This window comes from Arthrobacter sp. NQ7, assembly GCF_029581595.2.
Taxonomy (GTDB): Bacteria; Actinomycetota; Actinomycetes; order Actinomycetales; family Micrococcaceae; genus Arthrobacter; species Arthrobacter phenanthrenivorans_B.
On the sequence record NZ_JARFXU020000016.1, the window covers coordinates 1 to 18,854 of the forward strand.

18 protein-coding genes and 1 pseudogene are annotated in these 18,854 nt (G+C 65.6%); 8 read left to right on the forward strand and 11 right to left on the reverse strand.

Annotated features, from left to right (window positions below; translation table 11 throughout):
- Positions 1–242: pseudogene (locus PUN71_RS15745) on the reverse strand (HNH endonuclease signature motif containing protein); the annotation flags it as partial.
- An 82-nt stretch (positions 243–324) separates the two neighbouring features.
- The gene (locus PUN71_RS15750; protein WP_277799177.1) at positions 325–1,623 is read right to left on the reverse strand and encodes an MFS transporter; all 1,299 of its coding nucleotides are present in this window, start codon (positions 1,621–1,623) and stop codon (positions 325–327) included.
- A gap of 165 nt (positions 1,624–1,788) precedes the next feature.
- Between PUN71_RS15750 and PUN71_RS15755 the strand changes: the two genes are divergently transcribed.
- Both PUN71_RS15755 and PUN71_RS15760 read left to right on the forward strand, forming a co-directional pair.
- Positions 1,789–2,628 carry an IclR family transcriptional regulator gene (locus PUN71_RS15755; RefSeq protein ID WP_082007054.1) on the forward strand — a complete coding sequence of 280 codons (840 nt, stop codon included), beginning with the start codon at positions 1,789–1,791 and terminating at the stop codon, positions 2,626–2,628.
- 106 nt (positions 2,629–2,734) lie between these two features.
- Positions 2,735–3,619 (forward strand): hypothetical protein, encoded by an 885-nt coding sequence (locus PUN71_RS15760; protein ID WP_277799178.1) that lies wholly within the window; start codon positions 2,735–2,737, stop codon positions 3,617–3,619.
- A 100-nt stretch (positions 3,620–3,719) separates the two neighbouring features.
- On the opposite strand, the gene PUN71_RS15765 is transcribed toward PUN71_RS15760, so the two are convergent.
- From PUN71_RS15765 to PUN71_RS15780, 4 genes are all read right to left on the reverse strand, one after another.
- A complete protein-coding gene (locus tag PUN71_RS15765; protein WP_277799179.1) occupies positions 3,720–5,207 on the reverse strand; it encodes a cation:dicarboxylate symporter family transporter in 1,488 nt (495 codons plus the stop codon).
- 108 nt (positions 5,208–5,315) lie between these two features.
- Complete coding sequence (locus PUN71_RS15770) at positions 5,316–5,897, reverse strand: nucleoside/nucleotide kinase family protein (RefSeq protein WP_277799180.1); 582 nt, start codon at positions 5,895–5,897, stop codon at positions 5,316–5,318.
- A gap of 139 nt (positions 5,898–6,036) precedes the next feature.
- Positions 6,037–7,506: an SLC13 family permease gene (locus PUN71_RS15775; RefSeq protein WP_277799181.1), complete on the reverse strand. Its 1,470-nt coding sequence runs from the start codon at positions 7,504–7,506 to the stop codon at positions 6,037–6,039.
- Positions 7,507–7,516: 10 nt separating this feature from the next.
- On the reverse strand, positions 7,517–8,635 hold the full coding sequence (locus PUN71_RS15780; protein ID WP_277799182.1) for a PrpF domain-containing protein: 1,119 nt from the start codon (positions 8,633–8,635) through the stop codon (positions 7,517–7,519).
- A gap of 240 nt (positions 8,636–8,875) precedes the next feature.
- Here PUN71_RS15780 and PUN71_RS15785 point away from each other — a divergent pair, with 240 nt between their 5' ends.
- From PUN71_RS15785 to PUN71_RS15795, 3 genes are all read left to right on the forward strand, one after another.
- Positions 8,876–9,814: a LysR family transcriptional regulator gene (locus PUN71_RS15785; RefSeq protein ID WP_043452538.1), complete on the forward strand. Its 939-nt coding sequence runs from the start codon at positions 8,876–8,878 to the stop codon at positions 9,812–9,814.
- 70 nt (positions 9,815–9,884) lie between these two features.
- Positions 9,885–10,148 (forward strand): hypothetical protein, encoded by a 264-nt coding sequence (locus tag PUN71_RS15790; protein ID WP_277799183.1) that lies wholly within the window; start codon positions 9,885–9,887, stop codon positions 10,146–10,148.
- 2 nt (positions 10,149–10,150) lie between these two features.
- Positions 10,151–11,083, forward strand: a complete 933-nt coding sequence (locus tag PUN71_RS15795) for a threonine/serine dehydratase (protein WP_277799184.1) — start codon at positions 10,151–10,153, stop codon at positions 11,081–11,083.
- Positions 11,084–11,140: 57 nt separating this feature from the next.
- On the opposite strand, the gene PUN71_RS15800 is transcribed toward PUN71_RS15795, so the two are convergent.
- Positions 11,141–11,491 (reverse strand): hypothetical protein, encoded by a 351-nt coding sequence (locus tag PUN71_RS15800; RefSeq protein ID WP_018770711.1) that lies wholly within the window; start codon positions 11,489–11,491, stop codon positions 11,141–11,143.
- A gap of 154 nt (positions 11,492–11,645) precedes the next feature.
- Here PUN71_RS15800 and PUN71_RS15805 point away from each other — a divergent pair, with 154 nt between their 5' ends.
- Complete coding sequence (locus PUN71_RS15805; protein ID WP_043452542.1) at positions 11,646–12,563, forward strand: SMP-30/gluconolactonase/LRE family protein; 918 nt, start codon at positions 11,646–11,648, stop codon at positions 12,561–12,563.
- 104 nt (positions 12,564–12,667) lie between these two features.
- Here PUN71_RS15805 and PUN71_RS15810 read toward each other — a convergent pair whose 3' ends face one another.
- The 4 genes from PUN71_RS15810 to hisC form a co-directional block, all read right to left on the reverse strand.
- Entirely contained in the window at positions 12,668–13,336 is a 669-nt protein-coding gene (locus PUN71_RS15810; protein WP_276202735.1) for an NADPH-dependent F420 reductase, read from the reverse strand.
- A gap of 28 nt (positions 13,337–13,364) precedes the next feature.
- Positions 13,365–14,036: an ANTAR domain-containing protein gene (locus PUN71_RS15815; RefSeq protein WP_277799185.1), complete on the reverse strand. Its 672-nt coding sequence runs from the start codon at positions 14,034–14,036 to the stop codon at positions 13,365–13,367.
- Positions 14,037–14,145: 109 nt separating this feature from the next.
- Positions 14,146–14,778, reverse strand: a complete 633-nt coding sequence (locus tag PUN71_RS15820) for a YitT family protein (protein ID WP_277799258.1) — start codon at positions 14,776–14,778, stop codon at positions 14,146–14,148.
- A gap of 53 nt (positions 14,779–14,831) precedes the next feature.
- The gene (hisC, locus tag PUN71_RS15825; protein WP_277799186.1) at positions 14,832–15,974 is read right to left on the reverse strand and encodes a histidinol-phosphate transaminase; all 1,143 of its coding nucleotides are present in this window, start codon (positions 15,972–15,974) and stop codon (positions 14,832–14,834) included.
- A gap of 83 nt (positions 15,975–16,057) precedes the next feature.
- Between hisC and PUN71_RS15830 the strand changes: the two genes are divergently transcribed.
- Together PUN71_RS15830 and PUN71_RS15835 are read left to right on the forward strand one after the other, a co-directional pair.
- Positions 16,058–16,537, forward strand: coding sequence for an Lrp/AsnC family transcriptional regulator (locus PUN71_RS15830; protein ID WP_277799187.1), 480 nt, complete (start codon positions 16,058–16,060; stop codon positions 16,535–16,537).
- Positions 16,538–16,802: 265 nt separating this feature from the next.
- Entirely contained in the window at positions 16,803–18,788 is a 1,986-nt protein-coding gene (locus PUN71_RS15835; protein WP_277799259.1) for a rhamnogalacturonan lyase, read from the forward strand.
- The last annotated feature ends 66 nt before the right edge of the window (positions 18,789–18,854 follow it).

The window sequence follows — 18,854 nt, forward strand, 5'->3', positions numbered from 1 at the left end:
TGCTGGAACTCAACAGCGTCGGCAACATCGCGCGCCTTCACCGCGGCGAGCCGGCCCTCCAGCCGCTTCACCACCTCCAGCCGTTCCAGCCGGAGCTCATACCGCCGCTGCAACACATCCACATCACTGCCTGCATGAGCGCCGGAAGCCAAAGCAGCATCGTCCCGGTCCAGCGCGCGAAGAGCGGCAACAGAGGCAGAAATACCCTCCGTCACAACCCGAACACCGCTGCTGATTCCCATACCCACATCATCCAACGAGGGTCTGACAACGAGCACTGAGACCCGGGTGCAGGGCCGCCACGCGCCCGGAAGCCCGGCACTGTCAGGCCACCATTTCCGTGTCCGGCGCCGGCGCAGGCACCCCTGAAGCCTTGGCGCGCAGGGCAAACATCAAAACGGCGCCGAGCAGCGCCGGCGCCGCAAACGCCATCGCGGCAACCGGCACCCCGCCACCAAAGCCAACCAGCAGCGCCCCGTAGGAAGGCCCGGCGATGGCACCCAGCCTGCCGACGGCAAGGGCCCAGCCAAGGCCGGTGGCCCGGGTGGCCGCCGGGTAGAACTGGGCGATGTAGTCGTTGATCATGTTCTGCGTTCCCAGCCCGCCAAAGCCGGCGACGGCGGCCAGGACAGTCATAAGCGCGGCCGGCGGATTGAAGGCCATCAGCAGCAGGGCCGCCGCGGCGCTGACGAATCCGGTAACTACCAGCGGCCTCGGGCCCACCTTCTGGCTGGCGACGGATGCCAACACGGTGCCGACGACGGCCCCCACGGAGTATGCGAGCAGGAAAGACACAGAGGATCCGACGCCGAAGCCTGCCGTGCGCATGATCTGCGGCAACCAGGTGCTCACACCAAAGATGGTCAGCAGGCTCAGGACGGTGACCGCCCAGAGCAACACGGTGGTGCGGGTTGTCCCGTTGGCGAACAGTGCGCGGGTGGGGGAGGTGCGGAGGGTCGACGCCGTGGCATCGGTGGTGCGGGGCAGGCCGTAGGCGTCCTCGATCCTGTCCGCCTCGGCAGTGCGGCGCTGCGTCCGAAGGAACGACGGCGACTCCGGCAGCAGGACCCAGGCGAAGGGAGTGATGAGGAGCCCAGCGGCACCAATGGCGTAGACCGGACGGAAGCCGCTGGATTCCAGCAATGCCAGTGAACTCAGGGATGCGATCACCGTTCCGACGGCGGGTCCCGTGAGGACTGCGCCCAGCACCAGGGACTTCCGGCCGGGTGGGGCGAACTCGTTGGTGAGTGCCACCGCCGTCGGGAGCAGTCCGCCCACGCCGAAGCAGGCGGTAAAACGGAACGCTGCGAACAGCTCCCACGTCGGGGCCATGGAGCAGGCCAGCATGGCAAGCGAAAACAGTGCCAGCGCGCTGACGAAAATCCTGCGCCGGCCAAGCCGGTCCGTCAGCGTACCGACGATCAGGGAGCCGAGCAGCATCCCCACCAGGGCGATTGAACCCACGGCGCCGGCTGCGGCAGGTGTGGCGTTATACGGTGGGCGTCCTATCAGTCCGGGCAGCGTGGCGCCGTAGACGTAAAGGTCATAGCCATCGGCGAGGAGACCCAGCCAGCACAGCACGAAGATAGCGGCCAGGGACTTCCTTGGGGCATTGGAGTTCATCGTTGATTCCAATCGGATAGTGGCGCCGGTTGGCTCCGGCTGTTGTCCAACAGCCTGCCCGCCGCCAAACCGCGCAGAAATCGTGCTTTTCACTGAGTGAAACTGCAGTTTGTGGTGCAGGGCACAGAAGTCAGGCTGGAAGGAAGGGAACCGAAGGGAGATGCGGTGGCGGGAGCAGGACGTGCTGCCAGGGAAGGCCGGGATCTTGTGGGCCAGCCGGTGGTGGTGCGGGCCCTCAGCCTGCTGGCACAGTTCACCGAACAGCGCCGCGCCCTGAACCTGTCTGAGCTGTCCCGCCTGGCCGGCCTCGCTCCCGCCACCGCCTTAAGGCTGGTCCGGCACTTGACGGAGTGGGGCGCGCTGGAACGCCTTGAGGACGGCCGTTATGTGGTGGGGGTGCGCCTGTGGGAGATTGCCTCGCTCTCGCCCCGGGGCCATGGGGTGCGTCAGATCGCTCTGCCTTACCTGGAGGACCTGTACGAAGTGACGCGGCACCATGTCCTGCTCTCCGTTCTCGAAGGACGGGACGCGGTCCTGATCGACAGGCTCTCCTCCCGGACGGCGACTGAGGTGGCCTATCGTGTGGGAGGCCGAATGCCCCTGCGGACCACCGCCGTCGGCCAGGTCCTTCTTGCCAACGCCGGACCGGAGCTGCTGCAGGAACTGCTGGAGGATCCCGCGGTGCCCGAATTAGGGCTGGGCACCCTTGCCGCCGGGCGGCTCCGCGCTGTCCTTGCGGAGGTAAAGCAGTCCGGCGTCGCCGTCGTTCGAAGAAAGCATCCCTCCCGCACGGTCTCGGTGGCGGCGCCCATCCACGGGGCGGACGGCGGTGTGGCGGCCGCGTTGTCCATCGTGGTGCCCGATGCTGAGACGCCTGCGCACGAACTGGTCCCGCTCGTCCGGGCAGCCGCCCGGGCTATCTCCCGGAGCCTTGGCCACCAGATGAAAGCCAGCGGGGCCTGGCGGCATCCACAAGTGCAGGATGTTCGACGCCGGGGCGGGTGAACAGCGTCTCTGCCGCAAAGATTCCGATCGGGTATTTTCGTCACCTGCCCTCACCCTTTACAGTGGAAACACTAAGCATGCTGTCTATTTTCGGAGGGTGAACCTGATGCGGAAAGTATCTGCGCTTGGAGTGGTGACTGCGGCAATGCTGGCCCTGGCCGGCTGCTCGGGAGGCGGCAGCGGTACTGCCAGTCCGTCAGGAACGACGTCGGCCTCGGCCTCCGCCAGCCCGTCGGCGAGTGCGAAGGTGTATTCGGAGGATGAGCTCCGCAACCTCATCTCAGGCATGAAGGACGCCGACGGCAATGAACTGAAGCTCTATTCGAAGGAGCAGGTTGACCAGGGCGGGAACATCGCCAACCTGCTGATGAGCACCGCAACCATTGATCCCAAGGACTGCAAGGACATCGCCACTGCCGGTTTGCTGGACAAGGTGGAAAACGGTGACGTGGCCGTGGCGCTGTCCGAGGGCAACCAGCCCCGCACCTTGTCCGCCCAGTCCGGCAGCGAAGGCCCTGACGCCGTCAAGACGCTCAATGACATCAGCGGCAAGATGGACCAGTGTGCCAAGTTCTCGGTCTCCGCGCTGGGGCAGAAATACGAAGTATCCAGCCAGGAAGTCCAGGCGGACACGGACGCGGACAAGACCTTCGCCACCGTCAGCACCCGTAGCGGTGACAACCAGCAGAAGCTGATGCAGGTTTCGGCCGCGCAGGGACGTCTCCTGGTGGTCGCAACCAAGAGCGGAACCGATCTGGGGGACAAGGACAAGAAGGAGCTTGAGGACCTGATCAACGACGTGCTGAAGAAGGCTGAAAGCGGCTCGACGTCCAGCGCTTCAGCAACCAGTTCATCCGGCTCGTCGGGCATGTCCTCTCCGAGCAGTTCGGCGTCGTCAACCGCGTCGCCAACCGCATCGTCCACCTCTTCGGCGACGATGTCCTCGGGCAGCGGCGCCTCGTCGTCGGCCTCGCCGAGCGCCTCGCGCTAAGGGCGCCTGCCCTGCCGGCACCCTGGCATGGAAGCGAAAGGGGTGGGCCGGGACTGTTCAGTCCCGGCCCGCCCCTTGGCGTGTGCGCGCAGCAGGCTGCCTACTTGGCCTTGCTGCCCAGCCCGGCCCGGGCGGCGTTGTCGGCGGGAAGTTCTGCAACTACCTCCCGGGTGGGGGCGCCGCTGAACTTGGGAGAGGGGTCCTGGCCCTCGGAAAGCCGCTTCAATTCCTGGCCTTCGAAATCCTCTTCTTTGCCGAGCAGGATCGCGGAGTCGTGGTTGGTGATCTCACCGTTGAAGGCGCGCAGCATGACACTGCGGTCGAACTGTCCCTCCCATTTGGAGACGATGAACGTGGCCACGCAGTTGCCCAGCAGGTTGACCACCACGCGCATCGAGTCCATGAGCCGGTCTGCGCCCAGGAGGAGCGCGACGCCGGCCACCGGGAAGATGCCGAGCGCTGCGGCGGTTGCCGAGAGGGCAAGGAAGGATGAACCGGGCACGCCGGCCATGCCCTTGGATGTCAGCAGGAGCACCCCGAGGGCGGCCAGTTGCTGGCCAAGGTCAAGGTTGTGGCCAAAGGCCTGGGCCAGGAAGAGCAGGGAGATGGACAGGTAGATTGCCGCGCCGTCCAGGTTGAAGGAGTAGCCGGTGGGGACCACCAGCCCAGTGGTGGCGCGCGAGCAGCCCGCGTTGGTCAGCTTGGTCATGATCCGGGGCATCACTGCCTCGGTTGACGCCGTACCCAGCGCCAGGAGGAATTCTTCCCGGGTGTACTTCAGGAACTGCCAGAGCGGCACGCGGGCAAATCCCCAGGCCACGACAAAGAGCAGGCCGATGAAGACCAGCGCCGCGCCGTAGCAGGCGGCAATCAGGACCGCATAGGTGCCCAGCGAGTCCAGCCCGTACTGGCCGATGATGAACGCCATGGCTCCGAACGCGCCGATGGGTGCGATCTTCATGATCCAGGCCATGATCTTGAAGATCAGTTCGAGGACGGTTTCCATGACGTTGATGACCGGCATGCACTTTTCGCGCCCGATAACCACAATCGCGGCACCGAAGAAGACCGAGAAGAAGAGGACCTGCAGGAGGCTGTTGCTGGCGAACGCCCCGATGACGCTGGCGGGAATGATGTCGAGGATGAAGGATGCGGCGTCCTTGGGGGCCGCCGAACCGGTCTTCGCGTCCAGGTCTGCCTGGGAGAGTGTTGCCGGGTCGATGTTCAGGCCGGCGCCCGGCTGGACGATGTTTCCGACGATCAATCCGAAGACCAGGGCGAACAGTGTTGCTGCCGTGAAGTAGAGCAGGGCCTTGACCCCAACCCTTCCAACCGCTTTGACGTCGCCAACGGCCGAAATTCCGGTAACGATCACCAGGAAGATCAGCGGCGCGATGATCATCTTGATGAGTTTGATGAAGCCATCTCCGAGCGGCCTCAGTTGTGCTCCGAGGTCCGGCCAGAAATGCCCGATGAGGACACCTGCCACGACGGCGATCAGAATCTGGAAGAAGAGCGACTTGTACAGCGGCTTCCTCTTCGCGGGCACCGAACTCGCCTTCAGTGCCTCAGGGTTTGGGATCTTCATTGACCTTTGCCTATCAATTGGGAACAGCCCGTTTGCGGGGCTGTTTCCAAAGTAATCCTCGTCACAGTTATTCCGCAAGAGGAAAACCAAATTCCGCAATGTGGAAGCCTAGCTGCGCTTTGTGACTGGCGTGGACGCCAGGGACGCCAGCTGCTCCAGCACCTGGTCCGGCGCTGCGGAGGCGTCCACCTTGACGAATTCCACGTATTCCGTCAGGTTCCGGTATCCGGAGGCAAAGGCTTCAAGGTCTTCGAGGCTTTCCGAATCAGTCCCGCGGGCAACAATCCTCCGGTGTGCCAGGTCCGGCTCGATGTCCAGGTGGCAGATGGCAGCAGGTGCCGGCAGGCGGGACAACAGCCAGGGGAGGAACCGCCCGCGGGGAAGGCCTTTCGCGAACCGCAGGGCCAGCTGGCAATGCAGGTGCCGGTCCATGACCACCACCCCGTCGAACCGGCATGCGCGCAGGTGCGAGACGAGCACGTTGCCAACCCGAAGAACGGTTTCGACGGCGTCAGCCACCTTGGGAGGAAGCTGCACTCCCAGCCGGGCCGCCAGCACTGACATGACCCGACGGCCTGCATGGTTGTTGAGCAGCAGGGCCCTGCCGCCCCGGGCCCTCACGTCGGCAACCAAAGCGCGGGCCGCCGTCGACTTCCCTGATCCGTCGATACCAGTCAGGACAATGATCATCTGGCCTCCTCCCGCTGATCCGTGTCCGTTTTAACGCCGGGCAGGGGCCTAGCGTCCCCCGTCCAGGCGGCGGCCGGGCTCCCACAGCAGGGCGGCCCGCCAGCAGATGCTGACGGGCCGCCCCGGGGGAAACGTTGGGTTACATGATGCCGGTGGGTACCAGCAGTGCCCAGGCCAGGGCCGGAGCCACCAGCACGACGCCGCCGGCATAGAACATCAGTTGCTTGTAGACGCGCTGCCGGTCGTCTTCGCGGGCATTGGCCACTACCAGTGCGCCGTCCGTGGAGAACGGGGAAACGTCGACGACGGTGGCCGCGATGGCCAGCGCCGCTACCGTTCCGGAGGCGCTGAGGGAGCTGGTGGCCAGCAGGGGTCCGGCCATCGGGATGAAGGCGGTCAGCAACGCGGTGGAGGAGGCGAACGCGGACCCGATGCCGATCACGTAGCAGAGGACGAGGGCGATCAGCAGCGGCGCACCCAGGGCCAGGGCCTGCTCGGCCAGGGTGTCGATGACGCCTACGTGCTGCAGCAGGGAGACGTAAGTGATCATGCCGGCAACCAGCAGGACAGTGGACCAGGAAATACCGCCGATGAAGGTCTTGTGTTCCTTGATGTTGACGAACGCGAGCAGGAGGCCGGCAGACAGTGCCACGAACCCGATGGGCATGTGGAAGCCGAGGGTGCACACCAGCATCACCGCGATCAGGGCCAGGGTCAGGACCTGCTGGCCGTGGGGGCGTCCGGTGGAGGTGTCAACATCAACGTGCTGGCCGGAAGCGCCGTCACGCAGCTTGCCGATCAGGGCGAACAGGACGATGGTCAGCACCGAGAGGATGAGGTTCAGGGCGAAGCTGGCGATGAACAGGCCGCCTTGGGAGATAGGGAAATCGTTCTTCAGTGCGATGTCATGCACCAGCACGCCGGCAACGGACAGGGGGGAGAACCCGCCGGCGTGGGCGCCATTGATGATGAACGCGCCCATCACGACCGGATGGATGCGCGATTCGTAGGCGAATCCGATGGCTGCGGGAGCGAGCAGTGCGATGGCGGCGGGCGAGAAGGTTCCGAGCGAGGTCAGTGCGGCGGCGATCAGGAAGAATACCCACGGCAGCAGCAGTGTCTTGCCGCGGACCATCCGGACATAGCCCTTGACGATAATGTCGATGGTGCCGTTCCGCTGCGCCATGCTGAAGAAGTAGGTGACACCGATGATGGTCAGGACGATGCTGGCCGGGAACTCGTCGAGGATCTGCTTGTCCGACATCCCCAGCATGAAGTAGCCGACGCCGAAGGACGCCACCAGCCCCATCACGCCGATGTTCAGCGGCCACTTGGTGGCGACGACGAACATCACCACCAGTATTACCAGCGGGATGATCTGGACAGCAGTCATGGAGGGCTCCGGGTTCGGGGCGGCCGCCGGGTTGAGCATGCCGCCGAGAACGAGGGCAAGCGCCCCCAGGATGGCCACGCCGGCCACCGTCCACAGCAGGATACGACGCCGGGAGGAAGAGCGTGCTGGTCGCCCCTCCGGCGTTTCCACTGCGGGCGCTGCAGTGCGCTCCCCGTCAGTGCCAGGCGAGTCTTTGGTCAGGACAGTCTTGGCCATGGTGGCCTCCTTAGAGGGTAGCGCCCGCGAGGGAGGCAGCGGCGGCGCTGCCGGAAACCCCGGGGAGATGGATGATGGTGGTGGCGATGGTGCGGGCAGTGCGGTCGACGCCGACGAGCAGGCTTCCGTCCAGTTCCTCGGTCCATGTCTCGATCACCCCGGCCGGGGTGCGCAGGTGCAGCGTGGCGCCACGGGGTGCGCCGGTGATGGCATGCAGGACGGTTCCCGGCGTCCGTGCCGCCAGGGTCAGGGCGATGCTTCCCGTGATGGCCAGGGCGGGGTGCGGCTTGCCCATGGAGAGCATCATGACGTTGACATCGCACGCGGGGTCCGTTCCGGCAGGAGCCCCGACGACGGCGAGCTTGGGTATCGCCCGCGCCGCACCGGCTGCGGTGGACGCCAGGCCCATCCGCACCGCCGCCTGGCGGCGGACCTGTTCCAGGACGTCGAGCTGCTGTTCCACGCCGGACGTCCAGCTGTCGAACCGCGCCGGATCGAGGCCCAGTTCCCCGGCCCGGACCATGACTACCGGGGCTCCGGCGTCCACCATCGAAACAGTCCAGTTCTTTCCTCCGGCGCTGATGGTGTCCACTGCTGCACCGGTGGGCAGGAGCGCTCCGGTGGTCTTGCCCGCAGGGTCGTGGAAACCCAGGCCCACCAGGTGTCCGGGGAAGGGAACGCCGGGCATGTTTGCAGCCGGGACCTCCGGCAGCGAACCGTCCGGAGTGGCAACCCGCTGCACGATGATCTGGCCTGTGTTGGTGTTCCGGGTGACGACGCGCGTCATGTCGCCGTCGGGGACCACCCAGCCTTTCTCGATGGCATAAAGACCAACTACTGCCGAGTAGTTGCCGCAGTTGCTGCCCCAGTCGACGGCCGCTTCTTCGATGCCCACCTGTGCGAAGGTGAACTCGATGTCCACCCCGTCCCCGGCCGGCCGGTGCAGGATCACGGCCTTACTGGTGGTGGAAGTGGCCCCGCCCACGCCGTCGATCTGCCGGGAATCGGGACTGCCGAACAGCCGCGGCAGCAGCTCGTCCAGGCCGGCGCCGCCTTCCTGAAGGTGTTCGGCCTCGAATACCCAGCACTTGCTGGTGCCCCCGCGCATCCATTCCGCTTCAAACCTCATTGTTGTCCCACATCTCCTTGTGCCTGGCTTCCGGTTCGGCGCCTGTTTCGAGAATGAGCCAGGTCACAAGTTAAGACAATGTTCAATAATTGAAGAGGCATGTAGCATTGCTTCAATCACTGCGCTACAGCGGTGGGATGGACGCCCGAATCCGGCGTTGAGCCGCCTGTAAGCCCGCCTGGTACCGCGAACCGCCGCAAATCTTCAGGCAATGAACCACATCGAGGGAAGGATGAAGAGTTGCTTCACGATGATGAGGAGTATTTGTTCGATATCCGGCGGCTTGCGCTGCTGCTGGAGGTGGTGGAGCAGGGATCCATTACCGCGGCGGCCGAGTTGAAGATGTACAGCCCCTCGGCCGTCTCGCAGCAACTCAGGAAACTGGAACAGGAAGTGGGCCAGCCGCTGCTGAACCGCCGTTCCCGGGGCGTGGTGCCCACGGAGGCCGGACAAATGCTTGCGGGCCACGCGCGCAAAATTGTGCGGCAAATGCACGCCGCGCAGTCGGACCTGAACCAGTTGGCGGGACTCAACCGTGGCTCGCTGACGGTGGGGACCTTTCCCACCCTGGCAGGGTCATTCCTGCCCATCGTCATCCGTGCCTTCAAGAAGCGGTACCCGTCCATAGGCCTGTCCCTGCGCAGCGCCCGCTTCGACGAACTCGTGGCGGACCTCGAATCAGGGGTTACCGGCTTGTGCCTGCTGTGGGACTACCCCTGGAATCCGTTCCACGATGATGCCATCCGCGTCACGGAGGTATTCCGTGAGAGCACTGTGGTCCTGGTGGCCCGCGGGCACCGGCTGGAAGGCCGGAAGCAGGTCAGCATGGAGGACCTCCGGAACGAATCATGGATCGTGCGGGCGGAGGCCCATCCTGTGGTGGAGGTGTTGCAGAGGTCCGCCCACGACGCCGGGTTTGAACCGGCCATTGCGTTCCAGGCCAACGACTACCAGGAAGCGCAGGCCATGGTCAGCGTGGGCATGGGAGTGGCGATGGTTCCGAAGACAGCAGTGGCACTCCAGCATCCTGACGTGCGGGTACTCAGCCTCGGTGAGGCAGCGCCGCTTCGCCGGGTGTTACTGGCACAGCGCCAGGATAAGGTCTACGCTCCGGCTGAGGTGGCCTTCCACTCAACCCTGCTGGAAATAGCGCGGGAACGGGCCGGCGACTATCTCTAGACCTTAGGCTGGAAGCCGGCGGGGTCCTATTCCGGCCGCGCACAGCAGTTCCCAGGTGAAAGGCAGGACCATGACCGTTTCCAGTGACGACCCCCAGAACACCGCAGACCTCCGGGGGCCCGGCGACCCCGATGAGGCCGCGGACCAGGCCGCCAAGGCGCCCCAGTCCGGCCAGCACCCGGAACAGCACGGCGCAGCAAATATCCGTGAGGAACAGCAGGCCCATGCCGCCGGGATGGTGCCGGCCTCGTACGTGGGAGGCGAAGACGGTGCCCCGGAGCACAAACCGGAAGAGGCGCTGGGGGAGCCCGGTACCTGGGACGACGAAGTCTGAGCATGATCACACGGGACGACGTCGACCAGGCGGCACGCAGGACCGCGGGGCTTATCCGCCGGACCCCGGTTATGGCGGCAGATGCCAGTGGCGTCCAAGGCGAAGTGTGGTTCAAATGCGAATTCATGCAGCACACCGGCACGTTCAAGGCCCGGGGTGCCCTTAACCGCATCCTGGCCAGCAAGGAGCGCGGGGAACTCCGCGCCGATGTGGGGGTGGTGGTGGCATCAGGTGGAAACGCCGGGCTGGCCAACGCCTATGCTGCCGCCCAGCTCGGGGTGCCGGCCACGGTTTTCGTTCCTGAGGCCGCGCCCGCCGTCAAGGTCGCCAAGCTGAAGGCCATCGGGGCCACGGTGGTCCAGGGCGGAGCCGAATATGCGGCCGCCTACCAGGCCGCCGTGGCCCGTGCGGAAGAAACCGGCGCGGTCTACTGCCACGCCTATGACCAGCCGGAAATTGCCGCCGGGGCAGGAACAGTTGGAACGGAGCTGCTCGAACAGGTGCCGGACGTGGACACCATCCTGGTGGCCGTGGGCGGTGGCGGGCTGATGGCCGGAGTGGCCGCCGCCGTCGAAGGCTCCGCCAAAGTGGTGGCAGTGGAACCGGCAACGGCGCCCACCCTGCATGCCGCTTTGGTGGCGGGGGAACCGGTGGACGTCGCCGTTTCCGGCGTTGCGGACGACTCCCTGGGTGCCCGCCGCATAGGCGACATCGGATTCTCGGTGGCGCTCCGCTGCGGCGTCGAAAGCGTCCTGGTGACGGACGAACAGATCGTAGCCGCGCGCTCCGCGCTGTGGAACGACTACCGGATCGTGGTGGAGCACGGCGCTGCGGCCGCCTACGCTGCCCTGGCCTCGGGTGCGTACGTGCCCCGGGAGGATGAACGCGTCGCCGTCATTCTGTGCGGCGCCAACACCGACCCGGCCACGCTCTAGGCCAAAAGGAGGGCCGGCCGCCTGTCCCGCAGGCGGCCGGCCGATTCGCAGGGTTGTCTAGCCGCCGGCCTGGCCGCAGAACTTGCTGTAGGTGCTGCCGGCTTCCTGGTAACCGGACTGCAGGTCAGCGAGCTTGTCCTTGTCCGGGTTTTCCTTGGCCTGCTCGTCCGTGTAGGCGAGGATCGAAGCGAGAGCGGGCTTTAGGTCGTCCGAGGCCACCGCGTGGATGGGCCGGATCTGGTTGGCGAGGTTGTTCATGCCCGTCTTGCCGGCGTTGTTGGCGGGGTTCGACACAACGGCCTGGATCCGCTCGCAGGTTTCGGCGGTGGACAGTTGGTGCGTGGCGGAGCAGGCCGTGGCGGAAGCTACGAGGCCGGCGGCAAACAGGGCTGTGGCGAATTTCTTCATGGGTCCCTCGGTAGTGGTCAGAGGTTTCGATTGTAAGCAGATTGGGTACCCCCTTGCCTTCGCAAGCGTCCCACCTGCGCTTAAACTGGCAGCACCAATCGTGCGGAGCTTCCGCAGATGGCCCCGCGCGCAGCAACCAGACTAAGGAACCAGCATGCGCCAAACAGTGTGCCGCCGTGCCGCGGCAGGGCTTGCGGCCTCTTTTTCCCTGCTTCTCCCCACGGCCCTTCCGGCCGGAGCCGCGCCGCCTTCAGGGGAGATAGTGCTCGACGGCGCCACCTCCGCCGAGGGCATCGCGGCAGGGGAGGGCAAGACGTTCTATGCAGGTGAACTCACCACGGGCGATATTTTCCGCGGCGACATCCGGAAGGACACTGCGACCCGCTTCATCGACGCACCGGCGGGCCGTGCCGCCGCCGGAATGAAGGCCGATACCTGCCATCACCTGCTGTTTGTGGCGGGAGCCGCCACCGGCAAGGCGTTCGTCTACAACACCGACACCGGCGAACCGGTGGCCGACGTCGACCTTGCCGGAGGATTCATCAATGACGTCACCCTCACCAGTGACGGGGCCTGGTTCACCAACTCGGCCGCCGCGGAACTCTACTTCCTGCCGGTAGGCGAACACGGCGAACTGGGCAAGGTGAAGACCCTCAAGCTCCACGGTCCGGCCGCCGACCTTAAGGAAGGGTTCAACCTCAACGGGATTGCCGCGTCCGCTGACGGCAAGGTCCTCATTGTGGCCCACTCCGTCAACGGTGCCCTGTACACAGTGAATCCAAAGAACGGCAAGAGCGCAGAAATCAGGGGCGCCAAGGTTCCGTTCGTGGACGGCATCCTGGTGCGGGGCGACAACGTCTGGGCGGTCCAGAACCAGCTGAACCAAATAACGCGCCTTGATCTTTCCGCCGACCTGTCCTCCGCCGTGGTCAGGAACACCATCAGGAGTGACGACTTCAATATCCCCACTACCGTGGCGCTGTTCGGGGAGGACACCCTCGCAGCGGTCAATGCACAGTTCAACCAGCCGCCCAGCCCGTACGAAGTGGTGCTGGTACCGGCCTGGAAATAGGGAGAACCCAAGCCGGCCGGCAGGGTTTCCTGCCGGCCGGCTTCCTGTGGCTGGCCAGGTTGGGAGTGGCAGGCCGGCTGGATGGTCCCGCCGTGATGGTCCGGCTAGATGGTCCGCGGCGCCTTGGCCAGGTTGTCCTTCAGTTCGGCGGCCGTTTGCCGGGCCACGTAGGCCGGGCGGTCCCGCTCCACGCGCCAGCTCTCCGAGAGCGGCCCCACGTTGACGGTGTCAAAACCGAATTCGTCGTACAGGCGGGTGACCAGTTCGGCGGCTTCCGGGTAGTCGCTGGCGGTGGCCAGCGCGCGGCGGTCCTGGGTGCCGGCGGGAGTCCCGTCCGTGGTGATGTCCTTGGCCATGATGTGGTTGAAGCCCTTGGCCACCTTGGACTGGGGGAGGTGTTCCTGCAGCAGGCCCGAGGTGGTGGCCTGCCCCTGGTCCAGGGCGGGAACCCGGCCGTCCCGTTCCCAGTAGTAGTTGTTGGTGTCGATCACAATCTTGCCGGCCAGCGGCTCCACCGGGATGTCCTTGTAGTTCTTCAGAGGAACGGTAACCACGGCGAAGTCGCCGGCCGCTGCCGCTTCGGCTGCCGTCGCTGCCCGCGCCTTGGGGCCCAGCTCCGCCACCAGGTCCTGGAGGGTTTCCGGTCCCCGCGAGTTGCTGATGACCACGTCGTAGCCCAGCTCCACGGCCTTCCGTGCAACCTGGCTTCCAATATGTCCTGCACCGATGATTCCGATTGTTGTCATATGGGCGGCAACAGCAGCCGGTGCCAGGATATTTCGGATCCGCCAAAAGGCGGCTTCAGTTCTGTTCGCTGCGGGGGTTTTGTTGGCCGGGGGAACGCCGTGCTGCGCGGTCCACGATTTCCTGGGCAATCGCGTAGACCTTCTTGTTGAGTGCCTGGCTCTGTTGACTGATCAGTTCATAGGCCTCATCAGCCGTTGCTCCCGTGCGGCCCATCAGGATGCCTTTGGCCTGTTCGATGATGGCGCGGTTGCGGGCAGATGCGGCTACGGCTTCCGTTGCCAGCTGGTGGCGGTCCGTATGGATGGACTGGGTCAGGTCCACCACCACCCCCCATACTCCGACGGGCTCGCCTCCTTCGTAGATGAAGTCGGCGGAATACATCAGCTTGTGCTGCCGGTCCTTCCGGTCGCGGATGGACACGTACACCGATGACGGGCCGCCGGATTCGGAGACGCGGTCCCAGAAGGCCAGTACCGCTGCCCGGTCGGCTGGTTCGATGTGGGCAAGGGCCATGCCCATGGACGGGACCACATCGCCGCGCTCGTACCCGTAGATGCGGTACAGGTCGTCCGACCAGCGGAAGACGCCGTCCGCGAAGAAGTACTCAACCAGGCCGGTGGGGCAGTTGAGGTAGAAATCGTTGACAGTCTCCGCCGAAGGTGGGGCGGAGGAGGTGCTGTGGGAAACCGCGATGCTGTTTGGGGTCGCAGTGCTGTTGGAGGTCATGGGCGGGCCGTTCGACGTGCTGTGTCCGGACCGCCCCCTGGCCCGGTTTCAAAGGAACAGAATATAACAACGTCCGGCTCCCCGTGCCGGTTCCCCAAGCGGAATACGGTTACGCCCCCAGGTACCGGCCGGGCCGGTGGTTCAGCGCCAGCACGAGGTTCAGGAGGGTGGCGCCGGCCGCGGACAGCAAGACCAGCAGTGGCGGAACGAGGGCCAGTGAGGAGAGCACGATGGCCACGTCCAGCACCATCTGCACGTACCCGGCGCGCCATCCCAGTTTTTCCTGCAGCAGCAGGGCCATGATGTTGAAGCCGCCCAGGCTCGATTGGTGCCGGAACAGGATCAGGAGCCCGACGCCGGCGAGCAGGTTTCCGCCGACCACGCCGTAGACGGGGTCAATGTCCAGCGTTCCCAGCGCTGCAGGATGAAGGCTCGCCATCAGCGAGACCAAGGCAATCGCGGCTCCGGTGCGAAGCGCGAAATTCCAGCCCTTCTTCCACACGGCCAAGGCGAAAAACGGCAGATTCACGGCAAAGAAGATGACGCCGAACGGCAGTGCCACCGAATAGCTGACCAGCAGCGCCAGCCCGGCCGTGCCGCCCGTGACGGCCCCGCTCGACTTGAGCAGGAACAGCCCCAGCGAGGCCGCGAAGGTACCGGTCAGAATGCCCAGGACGTCCTCAAGCACGGAATGACGGACGGCCGACGGCGGCACGGAACCTCCCGCCGTCGGCTCCCCCACGCGCCCTCCCGGGGAAGCGGGCGCCGTCGCAACGGAAGCGTCCACGGCGGTTCTCACTTGGCCGCCTGCGGGGCTTCAGCTTCCGCAACATCCGCGTCCGGGAGGAAACGCCCGCGGTCGGCCAGGACGGCAAGGACGCGGTCGTTGGTCCGCGCATCGGCCAGGGTGATGCGGACTCCGTCCAGAGCATAACCGCGGGCCAGGATATCGGCGCCGGCCAGGGCCTCAAGCAGCTGGGTGCGAAGCGCGTCGGAGGCCCGGATCCAGTAGAAGTTGGCTTGGCTGTCAGGAACGGTCCAGCCGCAGCGGCGGAGGGCCTCGATCACGCGGGTCCGCTCGCGGGCCACCTCCCCGGTGCGCTCGAGGATTTCGTCCCCCGCGGCGAGCGAGGCTACCGCGGCCGCCTGGGCCATCCTGTTGACGCCAAAGGGAACGGCAGTGCGTCGCAGGCCCTCGGCGATATTGGGGTGGGCGATGGCGTAACCGATGCGCAGGCCGGCCAATCCGTACGCTTTGGAGAAGGTCCGCAGGATGCAGAGGTTGGGGTGGCGGCGGTAGGCATCGAGCGAATCAATGCCGGCGCCGCGCTGGAATTCGATGTAGGCCTCGTCCAGGACCACCAGCACCCGCCGTGGAACCGACCCGAGGAATCGTTCCAGGGCCTCCCGGGTGATCGACACCCCGGTGGGGTTGTTCGGCGAGCAGAGGATCACCACGCGGGTGCGTTCGGTGATGGCAGCGGCCATGGCGTCCAGGTCGTGGTGCTCGTTGGGGAGCAGCGGCACGGGGACCGGGACGGCGCCGGCCACCGCCACCAGGATGGGGTAGGCCTCGAAGGACCGCCATGCGTACACCACTTCGTCGCCGTGGCCGCAGACGGCGGAAATGATCTGCTGCAGCACGCCGGAGCTGCCGGGGCCGGCGGCAACTTCGTCGGGGCTGACGCCGAAGTGGCGGGCGATGGCGTCCCGTGCCTCCACCGCGCCCATGCTGGGGTACCGGTGGATCCGGTCCGCTTCGGCTGATATCGCCTTGACCACGGAGGGCAGTGGGGCGAAGTGGCTTTCGTTCGAAGCCAGCGCGGCTGTCAGCCCAGACTCTGCGCTCTTGCCGGCCACGTAGGCGGGGAGTTGGGCGACGGCGGCGCGGACCTCGGGCGCCGCAGCTTCGGAAAAGGTGCTGGTCATGGACAGCATCGTGCGGCAGGACAGGACACCTGCGCAACAGAGCAGATTCTGATAGGACAGATCCCGGCGCCAGGACCTTCCATGGTGGCAAAATGCTCAGTATGCACCTCATTGATGCCCTCGACGCAGAGATCCTCCTCACACTCGACCGGGACCCGCAGGCCACCGTCCTGTCCCTCTCCCGCGCGCTGGGAGTGGCGCGCAATACCGTGCATGCCCGGCTCCGCCGGTTGGCGGGGGACGGGAGCCTGGCCCCGTTCAGCCAGCGGGTCCGGACCGAAGCTCTGGGGCTGCCGCTCATCGCCTTCATCTCCATCTCCATCAGCCAGTCCGCCAGCGACCAAGCCGTTGCCGCGCTGCAGGACATCCCGGAAATCATCGAGATGCATGCCACCACTGGTGATGCCGACCTGCTCGCGAAGGTGGCCGCGAGGGACCCGGCCGACCTGCACCGGGTCACCAACGCAATGCTGGCGATTGACGGCGTCGTACGTACCAGCACAGCCATGTCGCTCGTGGAAGTGATGCCCACGCGCACCCTGCCGCTGCTCCGGGCGGCGGCTCAGAAGTAGGATGCGGGCCTACGAGAACAGCCCGAGAAGCACCATTCGCAAACGCAACAGAACAATTTCTCCCAATCACTTTCCGTCAAACCCTTGACCGGATTTGTCAGGCGCTGATAAACCTAAAGGGCAGAAAGCGCTTTCCTTCCGCTCGCATCCCCTCCGAAATCACTCGCGGAACGATGCTGTGCATGGAATGAAACGTTCCAAACTGTCGTGCGGCAGATCAGGCTGCCGCCGCATCAAAGGAGATGTTCTCTTGGCAAACCCCTCAATGTGTTCCCCCAAACGCCGGACGGGCAGGGCGTGGAAGACCGCACCCGCCGCCACCCTTACCGCGGCCGCGCTCGCCTTTACGGGAGTGCCGCTGGCGCTGGCTGATCCCGGCCCAGCTGCACCCGCAGGTCCGGCGGCACCAACAGTTCAAGGCCCCGCCCGCCAGGTGGAGAACCTGGACCGTGCCCCGGTAGCTGTCCTGACCGACCAGGGTGTCACGCTGGGCTGGCGGATGCTCGGCCTGGACAAGGACAGCGTAGGCTTCCACGTCATCCGCGATGGAGTCCAGATCACCGACGAGCCCATCCGCAACACCACCACCTACGTGGACGCGGCCGGAACGGCGGATTCGAAGTACGTCATCAAGACCGTCGGCAACGGCAATGGACAGGACAAGCTCACCGCGGAGTTCACTCCGCTGGCCCAGAACTACCTGCCCATCAAGCTGGACAAGCCGGCCGACGGCGTCAGCAAGGACGGCAAGCCCTACACCTACAGCGCCAACGACTCCAGCGTGGCAGACCTGGACGGTGACGGCACGTACGAGATCATCCAGCTCTGGAACCCCTCCAACGCGCAGGACAACTCCAAGTCGGGCTACACCGGCAACGTCTACGTCGACGCCTACAGAATGGACGGGACCAAACTGTGGCGCATCGACCTGGGGCGCAACATCCGGGCAGGCGCCCACTACACGCAGATGCTTGCCTACGATTTTGATGGTGACGGCAAGGCGGAAGTTGCCTTCAAGACCGCTGACGGCACCACGGATGCCGCCGGTACCGTCATTGGCGACCCCGCCGCGGATTACCGCAACAGCGCCGGCTACGTGCTGGCCGGACCGGAGTTCCTCACCGTCTTCAACGGCGCCAGCGGGACCATCATGGACACCGTCCCCTACGATCCGCCCCGCGGCACGGTGTCCGCCTGGGGAGACAGCTATGGCAACCGGGTGGACCGCTTCCTGGCGGGTGTGGCCTACCTGGACGGTGAGCACCCCTCCATGATGTTCAGCCGCGGCTACTACACCCGCACGGTCCTGGTCACCTATGACCTGGTAAACGGCAAGCTGGCCAAGAGGTGGAAGTTCGATTCCGACGTTGCGGGCGCCGAATACAAGGGGCAGGGCAACCACAACCTGTCCGTGGCGGATGTGGACCAGGATGGCAAGGACGAGTTTGTCTTCGGTTCCATGACCATCGACGACGACGGCACCCCGCTGTACAACACCAAGCTGGGCCACGGCGATGCCATCCACACCGGCGACCTTGACCCCTCCCGGCCGGGGCTGGAGACGTTTGCCGTCCATGAGAGCATGTCCGCCAGCGGCAACCGCGGTGCCACGTTCCGGGATTCCGCCACCGGTGAGGTGTTGTGGAGCATCCCTGCCACCAAGGACACCGGCCGCGGCGCCACGGGGGACATCGACCCCCGCTTCCCGGGTTCGGAAAGCTGGGCCGTAGGCGGCGACGCAGCCTGGAACTCACCGGTCGGCTTCCTCATGTCCGCTAAGGGGGAGCGGATTTCGGACAAGATCCCGGCGGCGAACTTCATGGCGTGGTGGGACGGTGACCTGCTGCGCGAAATTGTCGACCACGACTTCAATGCCGAGGCCGGCATGGGGGTGCCCACCATCTCCAAGTGGAACTGGGAAACCGAATCCAGCGACCGCTTGCTGACCGCCACCGGCGCCCGCACCAACAACCACACCAAGGGCAATCCGTCCCTGCAGGCGGACCTGCTGGGTGACTGGCGCGAGGAACTGGTGTTCCCGTCCACGGACAGCACCGAACTCCGGATCTACACCACCACCTCACCCACCGGGGTCCGGCTGCGCACGCTGATGCACGATCCCATGTACCGGACGGCAGTGGCCCGTGAAACCGTGGGCTACAACCAGCCTCCGCACCCCAGCTTCTTCATCGGCGAGGGGATGCAGACGCCTGCCATGCCGGCTGTCTTCTACGCAGGCAAGACCAAGTAGGAGACCAGGACAGCAAAGTGCCGCCCGCCTTGGGGGAAGGCGGGCGGCACTTTGCTTGGGTGCAGG